Origin of the sequence: Bacillus sp. FJAT-27231 (genome assembly GCF_001183975.1) — a bacterium.
Classification (GTDB): domain Bacteria; phylum Bacillota; class Bacilli; order Bacillales; family Domibacillaceae; genus Pseudobacillus; species Pseudobacillus wudalianchiensis.
The window spans coordinates 3,534,075-3,553,869 of record NZ_LFZU01000001.1 but is presented as its reverse complement, the minus strand read 5'-3'; the positions used below and the strand labels follow the sequence as shown (position 1 = coordinate 3,553,869).

Here is a 19,795-nt window from a genome sequence, read left to right as displayed (position 1 = left end):
GATGTGTGGGGAATTGCGCCGCATGGCGGTACATTAGTGAATCGGATAGATTTATTATTTTCCATTGATTCATCGCTTAACTGTGTGGAGCTGGATAAATTAGAATTAAGTGATTTGGAGCTGATTGCAAACGGCGCGTATAGCCCGCTTAAGGGATTTATGGGAAAGGCTGATTATGACTCTGTTGTGCAAAACATGAGATTGTCAAATGGGCTTCCTTGGTCGTTGCCGATTACATTGGCGGTCAACAAAGATAAGGCGAGAACGTTACAAAAGGGAGAAACCGTAAACCTTGTATATAACGGGACGGTTTATGGCGTCATGACAGTGAAGGAACTATTTTCCCCAGATAAAAAACTAGAGGCCGAGAGAGTTTATCGAACGGCTGATTTGGATCACCCAGGTGTAAAAAAACTTTTCGCACGGCCTGAAGTGTATATAGCCGGTCCGATCACGCTTGTTAAACGGCCGGAAAAAAGTAAATTTAACGATTACTATTTGGACCCTGCTGAAACGAGAAAAAAGTTTAAAGAACTTGGATGGAATACCATTGTCGGCTTCCAAACGCGCAATCCTGTTCATCGCGCCCATGAATACATTCAAAAAACAGCATTAGAAACGGTGGACGGACTTTTCCTGAATCCACTCGTTGGCGAAACAAAAGCTGACGATATTCCAAGTGAAATCCGGATGGAAAGCTATGAGGTCCTGCTTGGAAATTATTATCCGAAAGGGCGGGTATTCTTATCTGTTTTTCCGGCAGCCATGCGTTATGCTGGCCCGCGAGAGGCGATTTTTCATGCCATTGTCCGTAAAAACTTTGGTTGTACCCATTTCATCGTCGGCCGAGACCATGCAGGCGTAGGAAGTTATTACGGCACGTATGACGCCCAAAAAATATTCAGTCATTTTGAGGAAGAAGAGATCGGGATTAAACCGCTCTTTTTCGAGCACAGTTTTTACTGCAAAAAGTGCGCCAATATGGCTTCTGAAAAAACCTGTCCCCATGACAGGCAAGAGCATATTATTCTGTCGGGCACAGCGGTTAGGCAAATGCTGAAAAACGGCGAACATCCGCCAAAGGAATTTAGCCGGCCGGAAGTAATAGACATTCTTATAAAAGGAATGAAAGAAATCTATACAAAAATATAAAGGATGTAGGATATGGGAACAGCTGATCATATTACCTGGCATCATACAGCCGTTACAAAAGAAAGTCGCCACCTCTTGAATGGGCACCAAAGCTGCGTTTTATGGTTTACTGGATTATCAGGTTCTGGAAAATCAACATTGGCTAATGCCGTGGATGAGATGTTATTTCAGCAGCGCTGCAGAAGCTATGTGTTAGACGGGGATAATATCCGCCACGGTTTGAATAAGGATTTAAGTTTTGGAACAGAAGATCGAAAAGAGAACATTCGTCGAATAGGAGAAGTGGCAAAATTATTTGTGGATAGCGGCCAAATTGTGTCTTCCGCCTTTATTTCCCCTTTCCGTGAGGATCGGCAATTAGTCAGAAGCATGTTTGCACCCGGAGAGTTCATTGAGGTTTTTGTTCATTGTCCGATTCAGGTTTGTGAGGAGCGGGATCCAAAAGGCCTGTATAAAAAGGCAAGAAAAGGAGTCATCCCTGATTTCACGGGGGTTAGCTCTCCTTATGAACCCCCTCATCACCCTGAAATTGTGATTGAGACGGATAAAATGTCTGTCGAACAGTCTGTTAAAGAAATACTGGCTTATTTAAAGGAAAAGAAGATCCTATAAAAGGGATCTTCTTCAAGGATGCAGACAAAGTCTATTTTCAACAACTCAGGCTGATTGAAAGCGCTTGTCCAACGAGATGCGAAGCTTGATGAGGAGCGGAATGACGATAAGGGTCATGAGCACCGCAGGAAGGCGAGCAGCAAAGACAGCGAGCGTTTGTCAACAGCCTGTTTATTTTCTCCGCCAATGGGGGGATAGAACACTCACTTTTTGAAATCTGAAATCGTAAATATAATCGATAATACTAGTAGAGAAAAATTGACAGATGACAGCAAATATAACGATTTTATAATCAATGATAAGAGAAGTTAATAAGAAAATAAAAAGGTTAATCCCCATCATCACTTTTCCAGGGCTCCAGTTTTTATAAGAGGCAATCATGAGTGCAGGAATCACCATTCCCCCGCTTGATGCTCCAACCCGAATAAGAATCCCCACTCCAATACCGAAGAGAATGCTTCCCGCCAGCATATCGAGAAAAATGTGTATGTGCATATGAGGCACTTGATAAGTCAAAATACTAATGGTTGTCGAGGTTGCGGCTACCGAAGTGATCGTTCGAAACGTCCAAGTGAACCCGAAGTAGTTTAAGGCAAAAAGCAGAAAAACGGCATTGGCTAACCATAAAGAAAAACCGAGAGGCAGTTCAAACCAATGATTCATTAGAAGAGCTAACCCGGCCGCTCCTCCTGAGGGGATGGAGTGTGGAAACAAAAATAAAGACATCGACATCCCTTGTAAGAAAGCTCCAAAGAGTAAGTAGAAATACGTTAACAATAATTTTCTCATCGTTATTTGAATGAATCCTTTAAGTTTGTCTTTATAACCTCCATGTTTATTCCTCCCTAAAGACTTTCTCTCCTTGTCCATTTTATGAGGAAAAAATTAGAATATGTTTCATTTTAGCTGTGTTTTATGAAGAGGATGTACTAGTTCTTTGTTAAAAAATACTTGATTGTTTTACGGGCAAATAACAAAACCTATATATGCTTGAGAAAGCAATCTAATAGGGGCAGGTGGAAACATCATGAGAAATAACATTCAAATTTTACCTATTGTTGCATCAATCGGCATTGGAGCTGCTGCTTACAGCATGATGACTGGTCGGGCCGGACAACTTTCGAATGTCATTCCTCAGCTGACAGGCATGGGCGGTCAGGGAATGAATAATCAACGTGCCCGGTCAAAAAAATAAATAACACAAGGGCGCCCAAAAGCAACATTTTGGGCGCTTTTTTTCCTGCTTGAAGAAATATAATAACGTATAATCCCTTCTAAATGAGTCGTTATTGTCTGATATTTTCCTTACTAAACATTGACTGAAAAAGACCGATATTTTAAAGTAGAAGTATGGAGAAGTGAGGTGAGGATGTTGGGAAGGCAGTAGAAAGAAATGTAGAAATGTTTGCAGGCAGTGCGACTCGGTTTATGGATAAAAGCAGCCAGACTGATTTTTGTACGCAAACAGGCCGGATCAAGCCTCGGCGCACGAAAAAAAGGACGGTTGAATAGTACTATTCACTTTAATTTAACGGAGGTGTAATTCCTTACGGCACAATGTAGCCGCAAGGATCTTATTTGGACATATTAAACTTAATCATGGTTGCCTTTTTAATTGCATTAACCGGTTTCTTCGTAGCGACTGAGTTTGCAATTGTAAAGGTCAGAAGCACAAGAATCGATCAATTGGCAGCAGAGGGACGTGCAAACACGGCCGCTGCAAAGAAAGTGATTACGAATCTGGATGAGTATTTATCCGCTTGTCAATTAGGGATTACAGTGACAGCTCTTGGACTTGGTTGGCTCGGTGAACCGACTGTTGAGCATTTGCTGCATCCGCTGTTTGTTCGCCTTGATTTAGCGGAATCTGTTGTCAGTGTCGTGTCGTTCTTGATTGCTTTTTCCACGGTTACTTTTTTACATGTCGTTGTGGGTGAATTAGCACCGAAAACCATAGCGATTCAAAAGGCGGAACAAGTTACATTACTAGCCGCTAAACCAATGATTGTCTTTTACCGGCTTATGTATCCATTCATTAAAATATTGAACGGATCTTCTACGCTGTTAATTAAATTGTTTGGCTTCAAGCCTGTTTCAGAAAGTGAAATGGCCCATACAGAAGAAGAATTACGCATGATTTTATCAGAAAGCTTAAAGAGCGGAGAGATCAATCAATCGGAATATAAGTACGTGAACAATATTTTTGAATTTGATGACCGCCTTGCGAAAGAAATTATGGTGCCACGTACCGAAGTAACAGCGTTTGATAAGTCAAACACGGTTGAGCAGTGTATCGAGATAGCGATGGAAGAAAACTATACTCGTTATCCAATTGCGGACGGTGACAAAGACCGTATTATCGGAATGGTCAACATGAAGGAAGTATTGACGGATTATATTAGAGACGAGAAGAAAAAGAATGTGACGATTGACCACTATATTCGCCCTGTGATCCAAGTCATTGAGTCGATTGCTATTCATGATCTGCTTGTAAAAATGCAAAAGGAACGCATTCAGATGGCGATCTTAATTGATGAATACGGCGGTACGGCCGGACTTGTAACAACAGAGGATATTCTGGAAGAAATCGTTGGTGAAATTCGTGACGAGTTTGACCAGGATGAAACACCGATGATTAAAAGAATTAACGATCAGCAGCTTATTCTTGACGGAAAAGTGTTGCTGAGCGAAGTAAATGATTTATTCGGCTTAGATATTGACGAAGAAGATGTCGATACAGTCGGCGGCTGGATTTTGACTGAGAAATTTGAAGTTCAGGAAGGCGACACGATTGAATATGGAGGCTGCACATTCAAAATTGTGGAACTGGATGGCTACCATATTAAATTCGTGGAAGTCACAAAGGCTGCCCCAGCTCTGTCACCGGTGATCGGTGAGATCGAAGCTGTAAAAGAAGCTTAATTTACAACAAGCGAATCAGGCTTTCGATATGTAAATCCATCAAGCCTAAAATAAAAAAACAAGCGACTAACCTAGCTGCTTGTTTTTTTGTTTCAACCTGTTCTTGTAAATGGGGCGTTATAGAATAAAAAGAGGAGTTGTTGACTTTCGCTCCGAGAGGCTCCCTGCCACATTAACACAAAACAATTTTCTAAAAAATGACTTTGGGATGTTTTTGCATCCTAGTATATAAAAGATAGTGAGCTATATTAATGCATTTTTCTATAGAATCAGCTTTTCACTCTATTAACGCAGAGAAGCAAGAGCAGAGGAAAGCGTGTTTAGAAAAGAGAAAAGTCGGCAATCCCTATGATAGGGGTTACCGACTTTAGACTACTAACAGAAGCAGCAGGCTTTACTTAATTTCTATAAAAATACGAAATAAATAACGGCTGCTATCACAATTCGATAGATCGCGAACGGCGTGAGCTTGATTCTGTTAATGAGCTCCAGGAAGAAACGGATCGACAATAAAGCAAAAACAAAGGCGCTAATAAAACCAACGATAAAGAAAGGCAATACATCGATCGAGAAATACTCCCAGTTTTTAATAAGGGATATGGCACTGGCCCCTGCCATGATCGGCATTGCCATAATAAAGGTGAAGTCAGCAGCTGCTCTGTGGCTCATACCGAGAAGAACGCCTCCGGAAATCGTAGAACCGGAGCGGGAGAAGCCAGGCCATAATGCTATGCACTGAAATAAACCAATGAGAAAGGCTTGCTTGTACGTAATGTCATCAACCGTTTCGGCTTTGATACGTCCCGGGGCCAGCCAGTCCGCTGCGAGCATAAGAAAGGCACCAGCAACGAGTCCAATTAGCACTGTATTAATGCTAAATAAATGTTCATCAATGTAATCCTCGAATAAGAAGCCAAGCGCGGCCGCTGGAACTAGTCCAATAAATATATGAACGAGCGTCAGTCTTGGGCCGGATCGATAAGCTGACCGGCTTCCTTTTTGCAATCCAAGCAAGTTGAGAATACGGTCCTTAAATACAACCACAACCGCTAAAATGGAGCCAAGCTGGATGACGACTTTAAATGTATTCGCAACCGGTTCTGAAAACAATTCTTTCGATTTTAGCAAAATATCGTCTACAATAATCATATGCCCTGTAGAAGAAACAGGCGCAAATTCAGTTGCCCCTTCTACGAGTCCGAGGATAAAAGCAACGAATAATTCCCACAAGTTCATTTTGTCACCTCAAAAAATAAAATAAATAGCCACTTAACGATTGTATGGCTACAATGAAAATATGTCTAGGAATTCGAAGAAATACCATTATTTTTTTCTATAGTTCTGGAAAGGAATGATCATTTCATGGGTATACATAATTATTTTAAGAGTTTGTCCGATTTGGAGCAATTGTTTAGGCTGCCGGGAAAATTTAAATATCAGTCGCACAATGTAGCGGCGCATTCATTTAAAGTAACGAAGATCGCTCAATTTTTGGCGACCATTGAAGAATTAGAAGGAATGAAAGTAAATTGGCGGGCCTTATACGAGAAAGCATTGAACCATGACTATGCAGAGTTGTTCACTGGTGACATTAAAACGCCTGTAAAATATGCCACGAAAGAATTAAAAGATTTGTTTTCACAAGTGGAAGAGCAAATGGCGAAAAAGTTTGTCGAGCAAGAGTTCCCGGAAGAATTACAAAGTATCTATATAGAGCGATTTAAAGAGGGGAAAGATGATACGCTTGAGGGACGGATTTTATCGGTGGCGGATAAAATTGATTTGTTGTATGAAACCTTTGGGGAAATCCTGAAGCGGAATCCGGAGCCGCTTTTTTTGGAAATTTATAAAGAAGCGCTGTCTACCATTATGGAGTTCTCTGATATGAACTGCGTAAAGTATTTTATTGAAAACATTTTACCGGACATGCTTTCCGAAGAGTTTATCCCATATAACGAGTTGAATTATATGACCGAGATGATTGTTAAGAAATATGAGAAAAAGTAGGATGTTTTTTAGAAAAAGTCTTTCTAAATGGATAAGATTTCAGTATGATGGAGGCAAGAAAAGCTGCTTGCTGGGAGTGAAAACATGGTAGGTAAAATGATAATGGCAATGTTTTTGCCCGGCTTTCTCGTGATTTTTTTCACGAGAGTAACATTTAATCATTTTTTGGGCCTGGGCTTGACCGTTGCGTTAATTGCAGCCTCTGCTTATAAAGGATATACCCATACATGGCCGCTGATTATTATTGATGCTGCTTCGTTAACCATTGGGTTTTGGCTGGCCAGCCTCATGATGAAAAGAAAAAAACAATCAAAATAAAAATTCCGGCATGTCCATGAATGACAGCCGGAATTTTTTTATGCGTTTATGTAAGCTGAGTTCGTGAAGAACAGGAAGCGAACGATGAATAACGCCTTTATGATTAAGAAAGAAGCTGCTAAATCGAATGGAGATGACCGCTTTAAAAATTTCCGCTTGATTTTTTATACCCTATAGGGTAATATGAAGTTACAACAATATACCCAATGGGGTAATAGGAGGGTTAAACATGTTTTTTCGTTCTTACTTTGATGAAAAATTAGCTCAATATTCTTATATGGTCGCTTGTCAAAAAACAGGAGAGGCAATTGTTGTTGATCCAGCACGTGACATTACGCCGTATGTTGAAACAGCGAAAAAGGAAGGGTTCCAATTAACCGCAGCAACTGAAACGCATATCCATGCCGACTTTGTTTCAGGGGCACGCCAGTTGGCAAATGATTATGGCGTCACTTTGTATTTGTCAAATGAAGGCGATGAAAATTGGAAATATCAATATACTGATAACCTTTCTGTTAAGCTTGTAAAAGAGGGCGATGTTTTCACGATTGGAAATGTGGAATTTAAAGTAATGCATACTCCTGGGCATACCCCAGAGAGCATTTCCTTTGTCCTAACAGATAAAGGCGGCGGTTCCACAGAGCCAATGGGTATTTTCACAGGTGATTTTGTTTTTGTTGGGGATGTTGGCCGACCGGACTTATTGGAAAAAGCAGCTGGAGTAAAAGGAACAGCTAATTCGGGCGCTGCTCAAATGTGCGAATCCATTCAAAAGTTTAAACAGCTGCCGGATTATTTAGTCGTTTGGCCAGGTCATGGTGCCGGAAGTGCTTGCGGTAAATCACTTGGTTCCGTTCCGCTTTCAACAGTTGGCTATGAAAAAGCAAACAACTGGGCTTTGCAAGAAATGGATAAAGATGAATTCCAAAAAGAGCTGCTGAAAGATCAACCGGAGCCTCCTAAATATTTTGCGGTGATGAAGAAAGTAAATAAAGTTGGCCCGGCTATTCTAACGAATGAAACGATTCCTTATGCAGAAAGCTACAAGGACTTGGAGTCATATTTAGCTCAAGAGGATACTATGGTGATTGACACTAGACATGGCAGCGAGTTTGCTCAAGGGCATATTGAAGGTACCATCAACTTACCATATACAAAAATCTTTACAAACTGGGCCGGCTGGATTTTAGATTATGAGAAAAAATTGGTTGTGATAGCGGAAAAAGAACAAGCAGCTGATATTAAACGTTCTCTTGAATCCATTGGTCTTGATAACCTTGTGGCATTTGCAAGCCTAAGCATGGTAAGTGAAGCGCCTGAACTAGAAAAGTACGTGAATATTGATGTTGACCAATTAAAAGCTCAATATGAAAAAGATGACGTCTACGTAGTCGACATTCGCCAACAGGGAGAATGGGAGGCGGGACATATTCCAACCGCTCATCATCACATGCTCGGTTATTTAGAGGAAGAAGCAGAAAAACTGCCGAAAGATAAGAAGATTATCGTTCATTGCCAGTCTGGAGCACGTTCTGCCATTGGAACAAGCTTGCTTCAAGCAAAGGGCTTTAAAAACATTGAAAACATGGCAAGCGGTTTTGCCGGCTGGAAAAGAGAAGGCGGACCAATCAAGCAATTATAACAAGGAGGAATAACTATGAATCAAGTAACAGTATACTCAACCAATACGTGCCCTTATTGCACAATGATGAAAAATTTCTTAAAGGAGCAGGGGATTCCTTTTACAGAAGTAAATGTTCAACAAGACCGGCAAGCTGCCCAGCGTCTTGTAGAAACGACAGGGCAAATGGGAGTGCCGCAAACAGAAATTAACGGTCAATGGATCCTTGGCTATGATCCAGATGCTGTGATGGAGCTTCTTAAATAAATGATTTTATAAGGGTGTCCTGCAAGCAATCCTATTTGGGCACCCTCTACTTTTTAGAGTGAAAAACTATGCATAAGAACGATAAGAGGTACGCTGTGTGAAACATACTGTCATAATGTATAGAGGTGATAATCCGTGGAATATGGCAAAGACTTGCAAAATCGGTTGAAACGTATTGAAGGTCAGGTACGCGGAGTTATGCGGATGATGGAAGAGGGAGCGGACTGCGCAGCCGTTGCTATGCAGCTGAGTGCTGTACAAAGTGCAGTTGGACGGACAATGGGCCTCGTTGTCAGCCAAAATTTGGAGCGATGTGTCCGTGCGAATATGGAACAGGGGGAACCAACAGACGCCCTCGTAAAAGAAGCAGTCGATCTACTCGTAAAGAGCCGTTAATTTTTTTGAATAAAAATATACCCCTATGCGTAAAAGGAGAGCGAAGATGACGATTGTTTTTTATCTTGTAGTAGCGGTCTTAATTTTTATAGCTATTCGAAATATGCTGCCGGTGACAGGGATTCGTCATGCTCTAGCTGACGAGCTAAAGAAGGAGATAAGAAGAAAAGACATACAATGGGTTGACGTCCGGACGCCGGGAGAATTTAAAGCGCGTCATATTAATGGGTTTCAAAACATTCCATTGCAGCAGCTGTCTGTCCGAGTGAATGAGCTGGACATTGAAAGAGAAGTCGTCGTCATGTGTCAGAGTGGCATGCGCAGTCAAAAGGCAGCGCGCCTGTTAAAGAAAAAAGGATTTAAGAAGATTACGAATGTAGTGGGCGGTCTTGCCGCCTGGAAATAAAAAGCAGAAAAGGAGAGGAAAAGCGATGGATTGGTCAATCGGCTGGATGGCTGTCATTTTTTTAATTGGCTTTATTGGATCTTTTTTATCGGGAATGGTTGGAATTGGCGGCTCTATTATTAAATATCCGATGTTATTGTATATTCCTCCTATGTTAGGATTTGCGGCCTTTACCGCTCATGAAGTAGCAGGCGTCAGTGCGGTTCAAGTATTTTTCGCAACGATTGCCGGTGTATGGGCTTATCGGAAGAGTGAGTATTTAAATAAGACGTTAATTATTTATATGGGTATTGCCATCCTGGCGGGAAGCTTTATCGGGGGATTCGGATCGGAGAATATGGGAGAATCAACCGTTAATGTGATTTATGGAGTATTAGCGGCACTTGCTGCGATTATGATGTTTATTCCTAAGAAAAATTTAGATGATCGGCCAATGGAGGAAGTGAAATTTAATAAGTGGCTTGCTGCCTTCTTCGCTTTCATTGTCGGAATTGGGGCCGGAATTGTCGGAGCTGCCGGTGCCTTTTTGCTCGTGCCTATTATGCTCGTCTTGTTAAAAATTCCGACAAGAATGACTATTGCCAGCTCTCTTGCTATTACATTTATTTCCTCGATCGGTTCGACAGCGGGAAAATTAATGACAGGACAAGTGTTATTTGTGCCAGCGATGATTATGGTTGTAGCAAGCATTATTGCATCGCCGCTTGGAGCGAAAGCAGGACAAAAAATAAACACAAAGGTTTTACAATGGCTGTTGGCGATTTTGATTGCGGCTACAGCGATTAAAATCTGGGTCGATATTTTACTATAGTGAGAGTCTCTCCATTTAACGGAGGGACTTTTTTATATGAGAACACAAGAACATACGTACGCTTATTAATAGCCAGTCAGGTTTCATTTATGATAAAATGGGGATTATGATTACTAACATAAGAAAACGGCATAGGCTTTCAATAAAGCATTTTTAGATAAATGAACAAGTATATTTGCCAGAAGACAGGGGGTTCGAAGGTGAAAAACCAATTTGAAATTGTGTCTAAATACAGTCCGCAAGGGGACCAGCCAAGGGCCATTGCCGAACTTGTTTCAGGCATAAAGGAAGGAAAGAAAGAGCAAACACTGCTCGGAGCAACGGGGACCGGAAAAACGTTTACGATCTCTAACGTCATTAAAGAGGTTAATAAACCAACTCTTATTATCGCTCATAATAAAACGCTCGCCGGACAATTGTATAGCGAGTTCAAGGAGTTTTTTCCGAACAACGCTGTCGAGTATTTTGTCAGTTACTATGACTATTACCAACCGGAAGCGTATGTGCCGCAGACAGACACGTTTATTGAAAAGGATGCGAGCATCAATGATGAGATTGATAAGCTTCGCCACTCGGCTACATCGTCATTATTTGAGCGGAATGATGTCATTATTATTGCCAGCGTATCGTGTATTTACGGCTTAGGTTCACCGGAGGAATACCGTGACCTCGTCATTTCTTTACGAAATGGGATGGAGATTGAACGCAATCAGCTGCTTCGCAAACTCGTGGACGTCCAATATGAACGGAATGACATTGACTTTAAACGCGGGACATTCCGGGTGCGCGGGGATGTAGTGGAGATTTTTCCTGCTTCTCGTGATGAACATTGTATCCGTGTAGAATTTTTTGGTGACGAAATTGACCGAATCCGTGAAGTGGATGCATTGACTGGGGAAATCATTGGCGATCGTGAACACGCAGCGATTTTTCCGGCGTCTCACTTCGTTACACGTGAAGAAAAAATGAGAATAGCGATTGGGAATATTGAGAAAGAGCTGGAGGAACAGCTCGCTATTTTGCGTGCCGAAAATAAATTACTTGAAGCACAGCGGCTTGAACAGCGGACGCGCTATGATCTAGAAATGATGAGAGAAATGGGATTTTGTTCGGGGATCGAGAATTACTCGCGCCACTTGACGTTACGGCCGCCCGGTTCTACACCTTACACACTTCTTGACTATTTTCCAGATGACTTCTTAATCGTAGTGGATGAGTCCCACGTGACGCTTCCGCAAATTCGCGGCATGTTCAATGGCGACCAGGCGCGTAAGCAGGTGCTTGTCGATCATGGCTTCCGTCTGCCATCTGCTAAAGACAATCGCCCGTTAAAATTCGAGGAGTTTGAGGATCATGTGAATCAAATTGTTTATGTATCCGCCACACCGGGTCCTTATGAAATAGAGCATACACCGCATATGACAGAGCAAATCATCCGTCCTACCGGGCTGCTTGATCCGACAGTAGATGTCCGGCCGATCGAAGGTCAGATTGATGACTTATTGAATGAAATCAACGAGCGGACCGCCCGAAATGAGCGAGTGCTAGTCACCACCTTAACGAAGAAAATGTCCGAAGATTTAACGGATTATTTAAAAGAAATCGGCATCAAAGTCGAGTATCTTCATTCTGAAATTAAGACGCTTGAACGGATAGAGATCATTCGTGATCTTCGGCTTGGCAAATTTGATGTGCTTGTCGGGATTAACTTGCTGAGAGAGGGACTCGATATTCCGGAAGTGTCACTTGTCGCAATACTAGATGCTGATAAAGAAGGCTTCCTTCGTTCTGAACGCTCCCTTATTCAGACGATGGGACGGGCAGCTCGTAATGCTGGCGGCCACGTTATTATGTATGCCGATAAGATAACCGACTCCATGGCAAAAGCGATGGAAGAAACGAAGCGGCGTCGGGAAATCCAGCAGAAGTACAACGAAAAGCATGGCATCACACCGCAAACGATTCAAAAGGATATTCGTGATGTGATTCGGGCAACACATGCTGCTGAAGAAGTAGAAAGCTATGAAACAGCAGCTGCTAAGAAAAAGCTGACACCTCAAGAACGAAACCGTCTCATTGCCAACTTAGAGAGCGAGATGAAAGCAGCAGCCAAAGCGCTTGATTTCGAATTAGCCGCTCAGCTGCGTGACGCATTGTTAGAGTTGAAATCGGAAGGATGACGTTGATATGGGAATAGATAAGATTATTGTAAAAGGGGCAAGGGCGCACAACTTAAAAGATATTGATGTGACCATTCCACGCGATAAGCTCGTCGTTTTGACGGGCTTATCGGGTTCAGGGAAGTCATCATTAGCGTTTGATACCATTTATGCAGAGGGACAACGGCGCTATGTAGAGTCTTTGTCTGCTTATGCCCGCCAATTTCTTGGACAAATGGACAAGCCGGACGTGGATGCAATTGAAGGGCTGTCACCTGCTATTTCGATTGATCAAAAGACAACAAGCCGAAATCCGCGCTCAACGGTCGGGACCGTTACGGAAATTTATGATTACCTTCGCTTGCTGTTTGCTCGTGTTGGCCGCCCGGTTTGTCCCGTTCACGGTATTGAGATTACCTCTCAGACGATTGAGCAAATGGTGGATCGCATTATGCAATATGAAGAACGGACAAAGCTGCAAGTGCTCGCTCCGATCGTTTCTGGCCGCAAAGGCACGCACGCGAAAGTATTCGAAGACATTAAGCGTCAAGGCTACGTTCGTGTGCGAGTTGATGGAGAAATGCGGGAAGTAGAAGAAGAAATTGAACTTGAAAAAAATAAAAAGCATTCGATTGAAGTAGTCATTGACCGTGTCGTAGTAAAGGACGGCATTGAGGCGCGGCTAGCTGACTCGCTTGAGGCAGCTTTGAAGCTTGGCGAGGGCAATGTTGTCATTGACGTAATCGGTCGTGAGGAACTGCTGTTTTCTGAGCATCACGCTTGTCCGCATTGCGGTTTTTCAATTGGAGAGCTTGAACCGCGTATGTTTTCCTTTAACAGTCCATTCGGAGCTTGTCCAACCTGTGACGGACTAGGTTCGAAGCTGAAGGTAGATGTGGATCTTGTCATTCCTAATCCGGATCTAAGCTTAAAAGAGCATGCGATTGCGCCGTGGGAGCCAACGAGCTCACAATACTATCCGCAGCTGTTAGAATCAGTCTGCCGTCATTATGGCATCCCAATGGATGTGCCGGTAAAAGATTTACCGAAAGAGCAGCTTGATAAAATCTTAAATGGCTCTGGGCGCGATCGTATTCATTTTCGTTATGAAAATGACTTTGGCCAAATCCGCGAAAATAACATTATATTTGAAGGTGTTCTCAGCAATGTAGAGCGTCGTTATAAAGAAACGAGCTCAGATTTTATTAGGGAACAAATGGAAAAATACATGGGACAGCAGAAATGTCCGACGTGTAAAGGCTATCGCTTAAAAAAAGAAAGCTTAGCCGTAAAAATCAACGACCTGCATATAAGTGAAGTGACAAACTTTTCGATTGAGGAAGCGAAGCAGTTTTTCGGGGATTTGTCCTTAACAGAAAAAGAAATGCAAATAGCCCAGTTAATTTTGCGGGAAATCTGCGAGCGGCTTGGCTTCTTAGTCGATGTTGGCTTGGATTACTTAACGCTCAGCCGCTCAGCTGGCACGCTCTCAGGCGGGGAAGCCCAGCGGATTCGTCTCGCCACTCAAATTGGTTCAAGGCTGACAGGGGTTCTTTATATTTTGGATGAACCGTCGATCGGCCTGCACCAGCGCGATAATGACCGCTTAATCAGCACGATGCAAAATATGCGTGACATCGGCAACACGCTCATTGTCGTGGAGCATGACGAAGACACGATGATGGCAGCCGATTATTTAATCGATGTCGGACCAGGGGCTGGCGTTCATGGCGGCCAAATCGTGTCAGCCGGCACGCCGGAAGAGGTCATGAACGATCCGGCTTCCTTGACTGGCCAATATTTATCAGGGGAAAAATATATCCCGCTGCCAGCGGAACGCCGTCAACCAGATGGACGCTGGGTTGAAATAACGGGCGCGAAAGAAAATAACTTGCGTAACGTAAAAGCGAAATTTCCACTCGGTACGTTTATTGCGGTTACCGGTGTATCAGGATCAGGAAAAAGTACATTAATTAATGACATTCTCTATAAAACACTCGCTCAAAAGCTGCAGCGTTCTAAACAAAAACCGGGTAATCATGGAACGATTAAAGGAATTGAGCATTTGGATAAAGTGATTGATATCGATCAGTCGCCAATCGGACGGACACCGCGTTCTAACCCGGCTACGTATACGGGCGTATTTGATGATATTCGGGAAGTATTTGCTACGACAAATGAGGCGAAAGTTCGGGGCTACAAAAAAGGCCGGTTCAGCTTTAATGTCAAAGGCGGCCGTTGTGAAGCATGCCGCGGGGACGGCATTATCAAAATCGAGATGCACTTCTTGCCGGACGTGTACGTGCCGTGTGAGGTTTGCCATGGCAAGCGTTATAACCGCGAAACACTGGAGGTCAAATATAAAGGGAAGAACATTGCTGATGTTCTCGCTATGACCGTGGAGGACGCCCTTGATTTCTTTGAAAACATTCCTAAAATTAAACGCAAGCTGCAAACAATCGCTGACGTGGGTCTCGGTTATATCACACTTGGGCAGCCGGCGACGACGTTGTCGGGAGGGGAAGCGCAGCGTGTTAAGCTTGCTTCCGAGCTTCATCGCCGCTCGACAGGACGCTCATTTTATATTTTAGATGAGCCGACAACCGGCTTGCACGTAGACGATATTGCTCGTCTTTTGACTGTACTGCAGCGCCTCGTTGAGAATGGCGACACGGTATTAGTCATCGAGCATAACCTCGATGTGATTAAGACAGCGGACTATATTATTGATCTTGGGCCTGAAGGCGGCGATAAAGGCGGCACGATCGTGGCAGCGGGTACGCCGGAGGAAGTAGCGGAAACGAAAGGGTCATACACTGGCCATTATTTGCATAGAGTGTTAGCGCGTGAAAGGGAAAGGGAACACTACTCGGAAAGCTAAGAGGGAAAGCAAACTCTCTTTTCCGCCCGATCAGGCTGATGGCAAACGTTTGCTATCAGCCTGTGAAAAGGGTGAAACTTTTTCTTTCTATCTTCGTAAGAATGAACAGAAAGCCAATTCTTAATGAATGGAGTGCCTGAAATGAACGAAGAGAAAAAAAGAATTTTAGAAATGGTAGAAGCAGGTTTGATTTCAGCAAGTGAAGGTTTGACCTTACTAGAGGCGCTCGATAAAGAGCCGGCTCAGCAGGCACGCAAAGAACGCAGAGATCATTTCTTTGATGAGCTTGTCAGCTTTGGGCAAAAATTGAGCGGCAGCTGGGAAAAACAAAGCGATCAATCAACCGGTTCCTCCAACCAGCCGAAGGATAAGCTGTTTCAGTTTGTTCAGTCCGCAGTGCAAAAACTGAAAGACTTCGAGTTTCCACTCGGGAAAACAGTGGAATTTTCGCATACGTTCCAGGAAAATGGTTTTTCTCCACAGCGCATTAAGGCAGAAACAGCAAGCGGCAGCTTTACAATTAAGCCTTGGCAGGGAAGCGGTGTAAAGGCGGAGTGCCATGTTAAGATGTATGGCGCTGATAATGAAGATGAAGCGCGTGAATCATTTATTAAGAATAGCGTCTTTTATGCCCGTGAAGACAAACTTTCTTTTTCAGTTGGCTTGAAGTTAATGAAAGTGGATACGGTTTTATACGTGCCAGAAGCCGCTATAAAGGACATCTCTGTTAAGCTGTTTAATGGTTCATTTAATATGCGTGATTTGGATGTTCAAAATCTAGAAGTGAAGACGGCAAACGGTAAAATTGAAATTAAAGGATCGAAGGTTGGAGAATTTGAAGGTGAAACAGGCAATGGACAAATCTACTTTATCGATTGTGAAGGCAGAAAAGTGGAAGCCAGCTCATTTAACGGAGCGGTTCACGTGGTCGGCTCCGTCGGCTATACCGAAATTAAATCCTTTAACGGCAACGTGCTCTGTGATTTGAAATCCGATGCAGCTCATACAGTAAAAGCACAGGCTGTGACAGGAAATATTGAAGTATATGTACCTGATCATATGGCGATGAAAGGAATACTGCGTACGAATCTCGGCTCCTTGCAGCTTCCGGAATCTGGCATGAAAAAAGTGATTGAAAAAGAAGAAATGGTTCAGAAGCTTGTCCGCTTTGAAAGTGAAAAAGAAGCACTGGGGCAAGTCGTGATTGAGGCTGAAACGAAAACCGGATCTGTTTCTGTTAAAACAACAGCTTTCCATGAAAACCACAATGACGAAGAAAGTGAACCCCCTTCTATCTTTGAAGGTGAGTGATTGGAATGAATTGGATCATAGGCATTTTAATTAATGCAGTCTTATTTATTGCCATTTCCGGCTATTTCTCAGGACTGCATGTAGATAGCTTTTCGTCGGCCGTCATTGCTAGTATCATTTTATCGATTTTAAATATGATCGTCCGGCCGCTGCTTGTTCTTTTTACCTTACCGATTACCTTTTTAACATTGGGTCTTTTCTTATTTGTAATCAATGCAATCACGCTGCTATTAACTGACAGCATTATGGGATCGGCTTTCGATATTTCCGGCTTTGGAATGGCCTTGTTCATTGCTGTTATGATGGCATTGGTGAATCTTATTTTACAAGTAACGTTCTTAAAGAAAGATAAATAATGCTGTTTGTGCTTGATTTGATAGTAAAAAGGAGGCGGCTCTCATATAGAATGAGAGCCGTCTCCTTTTACCTAGCGGGCAATGGATAGATACTTTCGACGGCTTCTGTGATGGCTTGAGCGCATAACTCTCGGTAAGCTCTCGTTCGCAGCAATTGTGCTTCTTCTTTGTTCGTCATAAACCCCGCTTCAATTAATACAGCTGGCATGAGAGTTTTCCGCAGAATATAAAAGTTGCCTGTTTTCACGCCGCGGTTTCTGCGGCCAGTGAGAGTTACGAGGCGCTGCTGAATCGCTTTCGCTACAGCCTCTGCCTGTTTTGGGCGTGAAGAGTGAATGAAGGTTTCAATGCCGTGCGCCTCGTTCCAGCCATCTCCATAAGCGTTTGCGTGAATGGATAAGAAAAGGTCGGCTTTCCAGCGGTTTGCTTTAGATACTCTCTCCTCCAGAGGCACGTCCACTTGATCGGAGTGAGAAAACCCCACGCTTGCTCCTTTTCCCTCTAGCTTTTTTCTTAGTAGGAGCGCGACATCGCGGTTAAATTCAAATTCTCGCATGCCGTCCGGTGTTCTTTTGCCAGGCGTTGAGTAACCGTGACCTGCATCAATTATGATTTTCATATGCTTTTCCTCCTGCTTATTTTCTCAATTTATACATACCAAATAGTAAAGAAAAAGGTCACATTCACGGCTCGGCAGTAAAATTTCTCATTCTTCATTTTAATTGGTACCGGTAAAAATGTTACAATAGAAAAAGATTGCCATGATGAGGAGGAAAAACAGTGGCTAAAGTGCGTACATCTGATTTGCTGGAAAATCTTGATTTAGAACTTGTTAGCGGTGAAGACGGTATTCATCGTCCAATTACAACGAGCGATCTTTCTCGTCCGGGCCTTGAGCTTGCCGGCTTTTTTGATTATTATCCGAAAGAACGGGTTCAGCTGCTTGGGATGACAGAGCTGACCTTTTTTCAAAAACTTCGTTCCGATGAAAAGCTAGAAAGAATGGAAAGGCTCTGTGACGACAGGACACCGGCGATTGTTATTTCCCGTGAACTGGAAGTACCGGAAGAATTAATTGAAGCTTCCGAACGGCATGCGGTACCCGTGATGAAATCAAAATTGACAACAACGAGACTGTCGAGCAAACTGACAAATTATTTGGAAAAAATGCTGGCACCGACAACCGCCGTTCACGGTGTTCTCGTTGATATTTATGGCGTAGGGGTGCTGATTACTGGACAAAGCGGCGTCGGTAAAAGTGAGGCGGCTCTTGATCTTGTAAAAAGAGGGCATCGCCTCGTTGCGGATGACTGTGTAGAGATTCGTCAGGAAGATAATGATACGCTTGTCGGCAGTGCGCCGGAGCTGATCGAGCATCTACTGGAGATCCGCGGACTTGGTATTATTAATATTATGACCTTGTTTGGCGCTAGCGCGATTAGAAGTACGAAGAGAATTACGCTCAATGTTCATTTGGAGCTATGGAATTCTAAAAAACAATACGACCGGCTGGGCATTGAAGAAGATAAATTAAAAATCATTGATACCGAAATCACCAAAATTACCCTTCCTGTACGTCCCGGAAGAAACATTGCCGTTATTATCGAAGTAGCAGCCATGAACTTCCGTTTAAAACGTCTTGGTATTAATACGGCGAAGGAATTTACAGACAAGTTAGCAAATGTCATCAGCGAACGCGACACTGATTTTATATAAGAGAGGATGACGAGCAGAAAGGGGAAAGAGAATGGAAGGCTATCCACTTGATCCGATTGCTATTGCCATTGGACCGCTCCAGGTTCACTGGTATGGCCTAATTATTGGCTTTGGCATTGCACTCGGTTTTTATTTAGCTGTCAAAGAAGGCGACCGTCTCGGCTTGCCTAAAGATACATTTGCCGATCTACTCATTTGGGCGATTCCGATCGCCATTATTTCGGCACGCATTTATTACGTGTTATTTGAATGGGGATACTATTCTCAACATCCAGGAGACATCATTAAAATCTGGAATGGCGGAATTGCCATTCACGGTGCGTTAATCGGTGCTGTTACGACTACCATTGTCTTTTCAAAAATGAAGCACATTTCGTTCTGGAAACTGGCCGATATTGCTGCTCCAAGCATTATTTTAGGGCAGGCGATTGGCCGTTGGGGGAATTTTATGAATCAAGAGGCACACGGCGGGGAAGTGACACGCTCTTTTTTAGAAAACCTGCATTTGCCTGAATTCATCATCAATCAAATGTATATAGATGGTCATTATTATCATCCGACCTTTCTCTATGAATCGATCTGGAATTTCGTTGGGTTTATTTTGCTGTTAAGCTTGCGGAAAGTGAACTTAAAACGGGGAGAGCTATTTTTATCTTATGTGATCTGGTACTCAATCGGCCGTTTCTTTATCGAAGGGATGCGAACAGATAGTTTGATGCTGACAGATTCACTGAGGATTGCTCAAGTGATTTCGCTCGTCCTTCTGGCGACAGCTATCACAATCTTAGTCATTCGCCGCAGACAAAAAAAGGAACAGCTGCCTTATAACAGCGCAGTAAACGAATGACGATGAAAGGAAC

20 protein-coding genes are annotated in these 19,795 nt (G+C 43.0%); 17 read left to right on the top strand and 3 right to left on the bottom strand.

All coding sequences use genetic code 11. The annotated features are described in order from the left end of the window. Nucleotides 1–3 precede the first annotated feature (3 nt). Both sat and cysC read left to right on the top strand, forming a co-directional pair. A complete protein-coding gene (sat, locus tag AC623_RS17160; RefSeq protein WP_049664797.1) occupies nt 4–1,152 on the top strand; it encodes a sulfate adenylyltransferase in 1,149 nt (382 codons plus the stop codon). A 12-nt stretch (nt 1,153–1,164) separates the two neighbouring features. After that, entirely contained in the window at nt 1,165–1,764 is a 600-nt protein-coding gene (gene cysC, locus AC623_RS17155; RefSeq protein WP_049664795.1) for an adenylyl-sulfate kinase, read from the top strand. A gap of 171 nt (nt 1,765–1,935) precedes the next feature. Here the strand turns inward: cysC and AC623_RS17150 are convergent, their stop codons facing one another. Then, a complete protein-coding gene (locus AC623_RS17150) occupies nt 1,936–2,553 on the bottom strand; it encodes a YitT family protein (protein WP_049664793.1) in 618 nt (205 codons plus the stop codon). Nucleotides 2,554–2,791: 238 nt separating this feature from the next. Between AC623_RS17150 and AC623_RS21830 the strand changes: the two genes are divergently transcribed. Beyond that, nucleotides 2,792–2,959, top strand: a complete 168-nt coding sequence (locus tag AC623_RS21830; RefSeq protein ID WP_176713667.1) for a hypothetical protein — start codon at nt 2,792–2,794, stop codon at nt 2,957–2,959. 383 nt (nt 2,960–3,342) lie between these two features. Continuing rightward, nucleotides 3,343–4,686, top strand: coding sequence for a hemolysin family protein (locus AC623_RS17145; protein ID WP_049664792.1), 1,344 nt, complete (start codon nt 3,343–3,345; stop codon nt 4,684–4,686). 405 nt (nt 4,687–5,091) lie between these two features. On the opposite strand, the gene AC623_RS17140 is transcribed toward AC623_RS17145, so the two are convergent. Further along, nucleotides 5,092–5,922: an undecaprenyl-diphosphate phosphatase gene (locus AC623_RS17140; protein WP_049664788.1), complete on the bottom strand. Its 831-nt coding sequence runs from the start codon at nt 5,920–5,922 to the stop codon at nt 5,092–5,094. Between the two features lie 126 nt (nt 5,923–6,048). Here AC623_RS17140 and AC623_RS17135 point away from each other — a divergent pair, with 126 nt between their 5' ends. From AC623_RS17135 to AC623_RS17085, 11 genes are all read left to right on the top strand, one after another. Beyond that, nucleotides 6,049–6,693 carry a YfbR-like 5'-deoxynucleotidase gene (locus tag AC623_RS17135; RefSeq protein ID WP_049664786.1) on the top strand — a complete coding sequence of 215 codons (645 nt, stop codon included), beginning with the start codon at nt 6,049–6,051 and terminating at the stop codon, nt 6,691–6,693. Between the two features lie 84 nt (nt 6,694–6,777). Next, nucleotides 6,778–7,011: a CsbA family protein gene (locus AC623_RS17130; protein WP_049664784.1), complete on the top strand. Its 234-nt coding sequence runs from the start codon at nt 6,778–6,780 to the stop codon at nt 7,009–7,011. A gap of 229 nt (nt 7,012–7,240) precedes the next feature. Continuing rightward, on the top strand, nt 7,241–8,653 hold the full coding sequence (locus tag AC623_RS17125) for an MBL fold metallo-hydrolase (protein ID WP_049664783.1): 1,413 nt from the start codon (nt 7,241–7,243) through the stop codon (nt 8,651–8,653). A gap of 15 nt (nt 8,654–8,668) precedes the next feature. Further along, entirely contained in the window at nt 8,669–8,899 is a 231-nt protein-coding gene (locus AC623_RS17120) for a glutaredoxin family protein (RefSeq protein ID WP_049664782.1), read from the top strand. 135 nt (nt 8,900–9,034) lie between these two features. Next, nucleotides 9,035–9,295, top strand: a complete 261-nt coding sequence (locus AC623_RS17115; RefSeq protein WP_049664780.1) for a metal-sensitive transcriptional regulator — start codon at nt 9,035–9,037, stop codon at nt 9,293–9,295. 46 nt (nt 9,296–9,341) lie between these two features. After that, nucleotides 9,342–9,701, top strand: coding sequence for a rhodanese-like domain-containing protein (locus AC623_RS17110; protein ID WP_049664778.1), 360 nt, complete (start codon nt 9,342–9,344; stop codon nt 9,699–9,701). Between the two features lie 25 nt (nt 9,702–9,726). Further along, complete coding sequence (locus AC623_RS17105) at nt 9,727–10,512, top strand: sulfite exporter TauE/SafE family protein (protein ID WP_049664777.1); 786 nt, start codon at nt 9,727–9,729, stop codon at nt 10,510–10,512. Between the two features lie 200 nt (nt 10,513–10,712). Continuing rightward, nucleotides 10,713–12,692 carry an excinuclease ABC subunit UvrB gene (gene uvrB / locus AC623_RS17100; protein ID WP_049664776.1) on the top strand — a complete coding sequence of 660 codons (1,980 nt, stop codon included), beginning with the start codon at nt 10,713–10,715 and terminating at the stop codon, nt 12,690–12,692. Nucleotides 12,693–12,699: 7 nt separating this feature from the next. Continuing rightward, nucleotides 12,700–15,552: an excinuclease ABC subunit UvrA gene (gene uvrA / locus AC623_RS17095; RefSeq protein ID WP_049664774.1), complete on the top strand. Its 2,853-nt coding sequence runs from the start codon at nt 12,700–12,702 to the stop codon at nt 15,550–15,552. A 141-nt stretch (nt 15,553–15,693) separates the two neighbouring features. Next, nucleotides 15,694–16,863: a DUF4097 family beta strand repeat-containing protein gene (locus AC623_RS17090; RefSeq protein WP_049664772.1), complete on the top strand. Its 1,170-nt coding sequence runs from the start codon at nt 15,694–15,696 to the stop codon at nt 16,861–16,863. A 5-nt stretch (nt 16,864–16,868) separates the two neighbouring features. Continuing rightward, entirely contained in the window at nt 16,869–17,219 is a 351-nt protein-coding gene (locus tag AC623_RS17085; RefSeq protein ID WP_049664770.1) for a phage holin family protein, read from the top strand. Nucleotides 17,220–17,286: 67 nt separating this feature from the next. Here AC623_RS17085 and AC623_RS17080 read toward each other — a convergent pair whose 3' ends face one another. Continuing rightward, on the bottom strand, nt 17,287–17,838 hold the full coding sequence (locus tag AC623_RS17080) for an N-acetylmuramoyl-L-alanine amidase (protein ID WP_049664769.1): 552 nt from the start codon (nt 17,836–17,838) through the stop codon (nt 17,287–17,289). A 161-nt stretch (nt 17,839–17,999) separates the two neighbouring features. On the opposite strand from AC623_RS17080, the gene hprK reads away from it, so the two are divergent. Both hprK and lgt read left to right on the top strand, forming a co-directional pair. Beyond that, on the top strand, nt 18,000–18,935 hold the full coding sequence (gene hprK / locus AC623_RS17075) for an HPr(Ser) kinase/phosphatase (RefSeq protein ID WP_049664767.1): 936 nt from the start codon (nt 18,000–18,002) through the stop codon (nt 18,933–18,935). 31 nt (nt 18,936–18,966) lie between these two features. After that, nucleotides 18,967–19,782 (top strand): prolipoprotein diacylglyceryl transferase, encoded by an 816-nt coding sequence (gene lgt / locus AC623_RS17070; RefSeq protein ID WP_049664766.1) that lies wholly within the window; start codon nt 18,967–18,969, stop codon nt 19,780–19,782. Nucleotides 19,783–19,795 lie beyond the last annotated feature (13 nt).

Bases quoted from the DNA above. Each gene is read 5' to 3' on its own strand.
- AC623_RS17150 (WP_049664793.1), bottom strand. From the start codon at position 2,553: ATGAGAAAATTATTGTTAACGTATTTCTACTTACTCTTTGGAGCTTTC.
- AC623_RS17135 (WP_049664786.1), top strand. From the start codon at position 6,049: ATGGGTATACATAATTATTTTAAGAGTTTGTCCGATTTGGAGCAATTG.
- AC623_RS17090 (WP_049664772.1), top strand. From the start codon at position 15,694: ATGAACGAAGAGAAAAAAAGAATTTTAGAAATGGTAGAAGCAGGTTTG.
- AC623_RS21830 (WP_176713667.1), top strand. From the start codon at position 2,792: ATGAGAAATAACATTCAAATTTTACCTATTGTTGCATCAATCGGCATT.
- AC623_RS17085 (WP_049664770.1), top strand. From the start codon at position 16,869: ATGAATTGGATCATAGGCATTTTAATTAATGCAGTCTTATTTATTGCC.
- AC623_RS17080 (WP_049664769.1), bottom strand. From the start codon at position 17,838: ATGAAAATCATAATTGATGCAGGTCACGGTTACTCAACGCCTGGCAAA.
- AC623_RS17140 (WP_049664788.1), bottom strand. From the start codon at position 5,922: ATGAACTTGTGGGAATTATTCGTTGCTTTTATCCTCGGACTCGTAGAA.
- lgt (WP_049664766.1), top strand. From the start codon at position 18,967: ATGGAAGGCTATCCACTTGATCCGATTGCTATTGCCATTGGACCGCTC.
- AC623_RS17120 (WP_049664782.1), top strand. From the start codon at position 8,669: ATGAATCAAGTAACAGTATACTCAACCAATACGTGCCCTTATTGCACA.
- AC623_RS17130 (WP_049664784.1), top strand. From the start codon at position 6,778: ATGGTAGGTAAAATGATAATGGCAATGTTTTTGCCCGGCTTTCTCGTG.
- AC623_RS17125 (WP_049664783.1), top strand. From the start codon at position 7,241: ATGTTTTTTCGTTCTTACTTTGATGAAAAATTAGCTCAATATTCTTAT.
- AC623_RS17110 (WP_049664778.1), top strand. From the start codon at position 9,342: ATGACGATTGTTTTTTATCTTGTAGTAGCGGTCTTAATTTTTATAGCT.
- uvrA (WP_049664774.1), top strand. From the start codon at position 12,700: ATGGGAATAGATAAGATTATTGTAAAAGGGGCAAGGGCGCACAACTTA.
- AC623_RS17105 (WP_049664777.1), top strand. From the start codon at position 9,727: ATGGATTGGTCAATCGGCTGGATGGCTGTCATTTTTTTAATTGGCTTT.
- cysC (WP_049664795.1), top strand. From the start codon at position 1,165: ATGGGAACAGCTGATCATATTACCTGGCATCATACAGCCGTTACAAAA.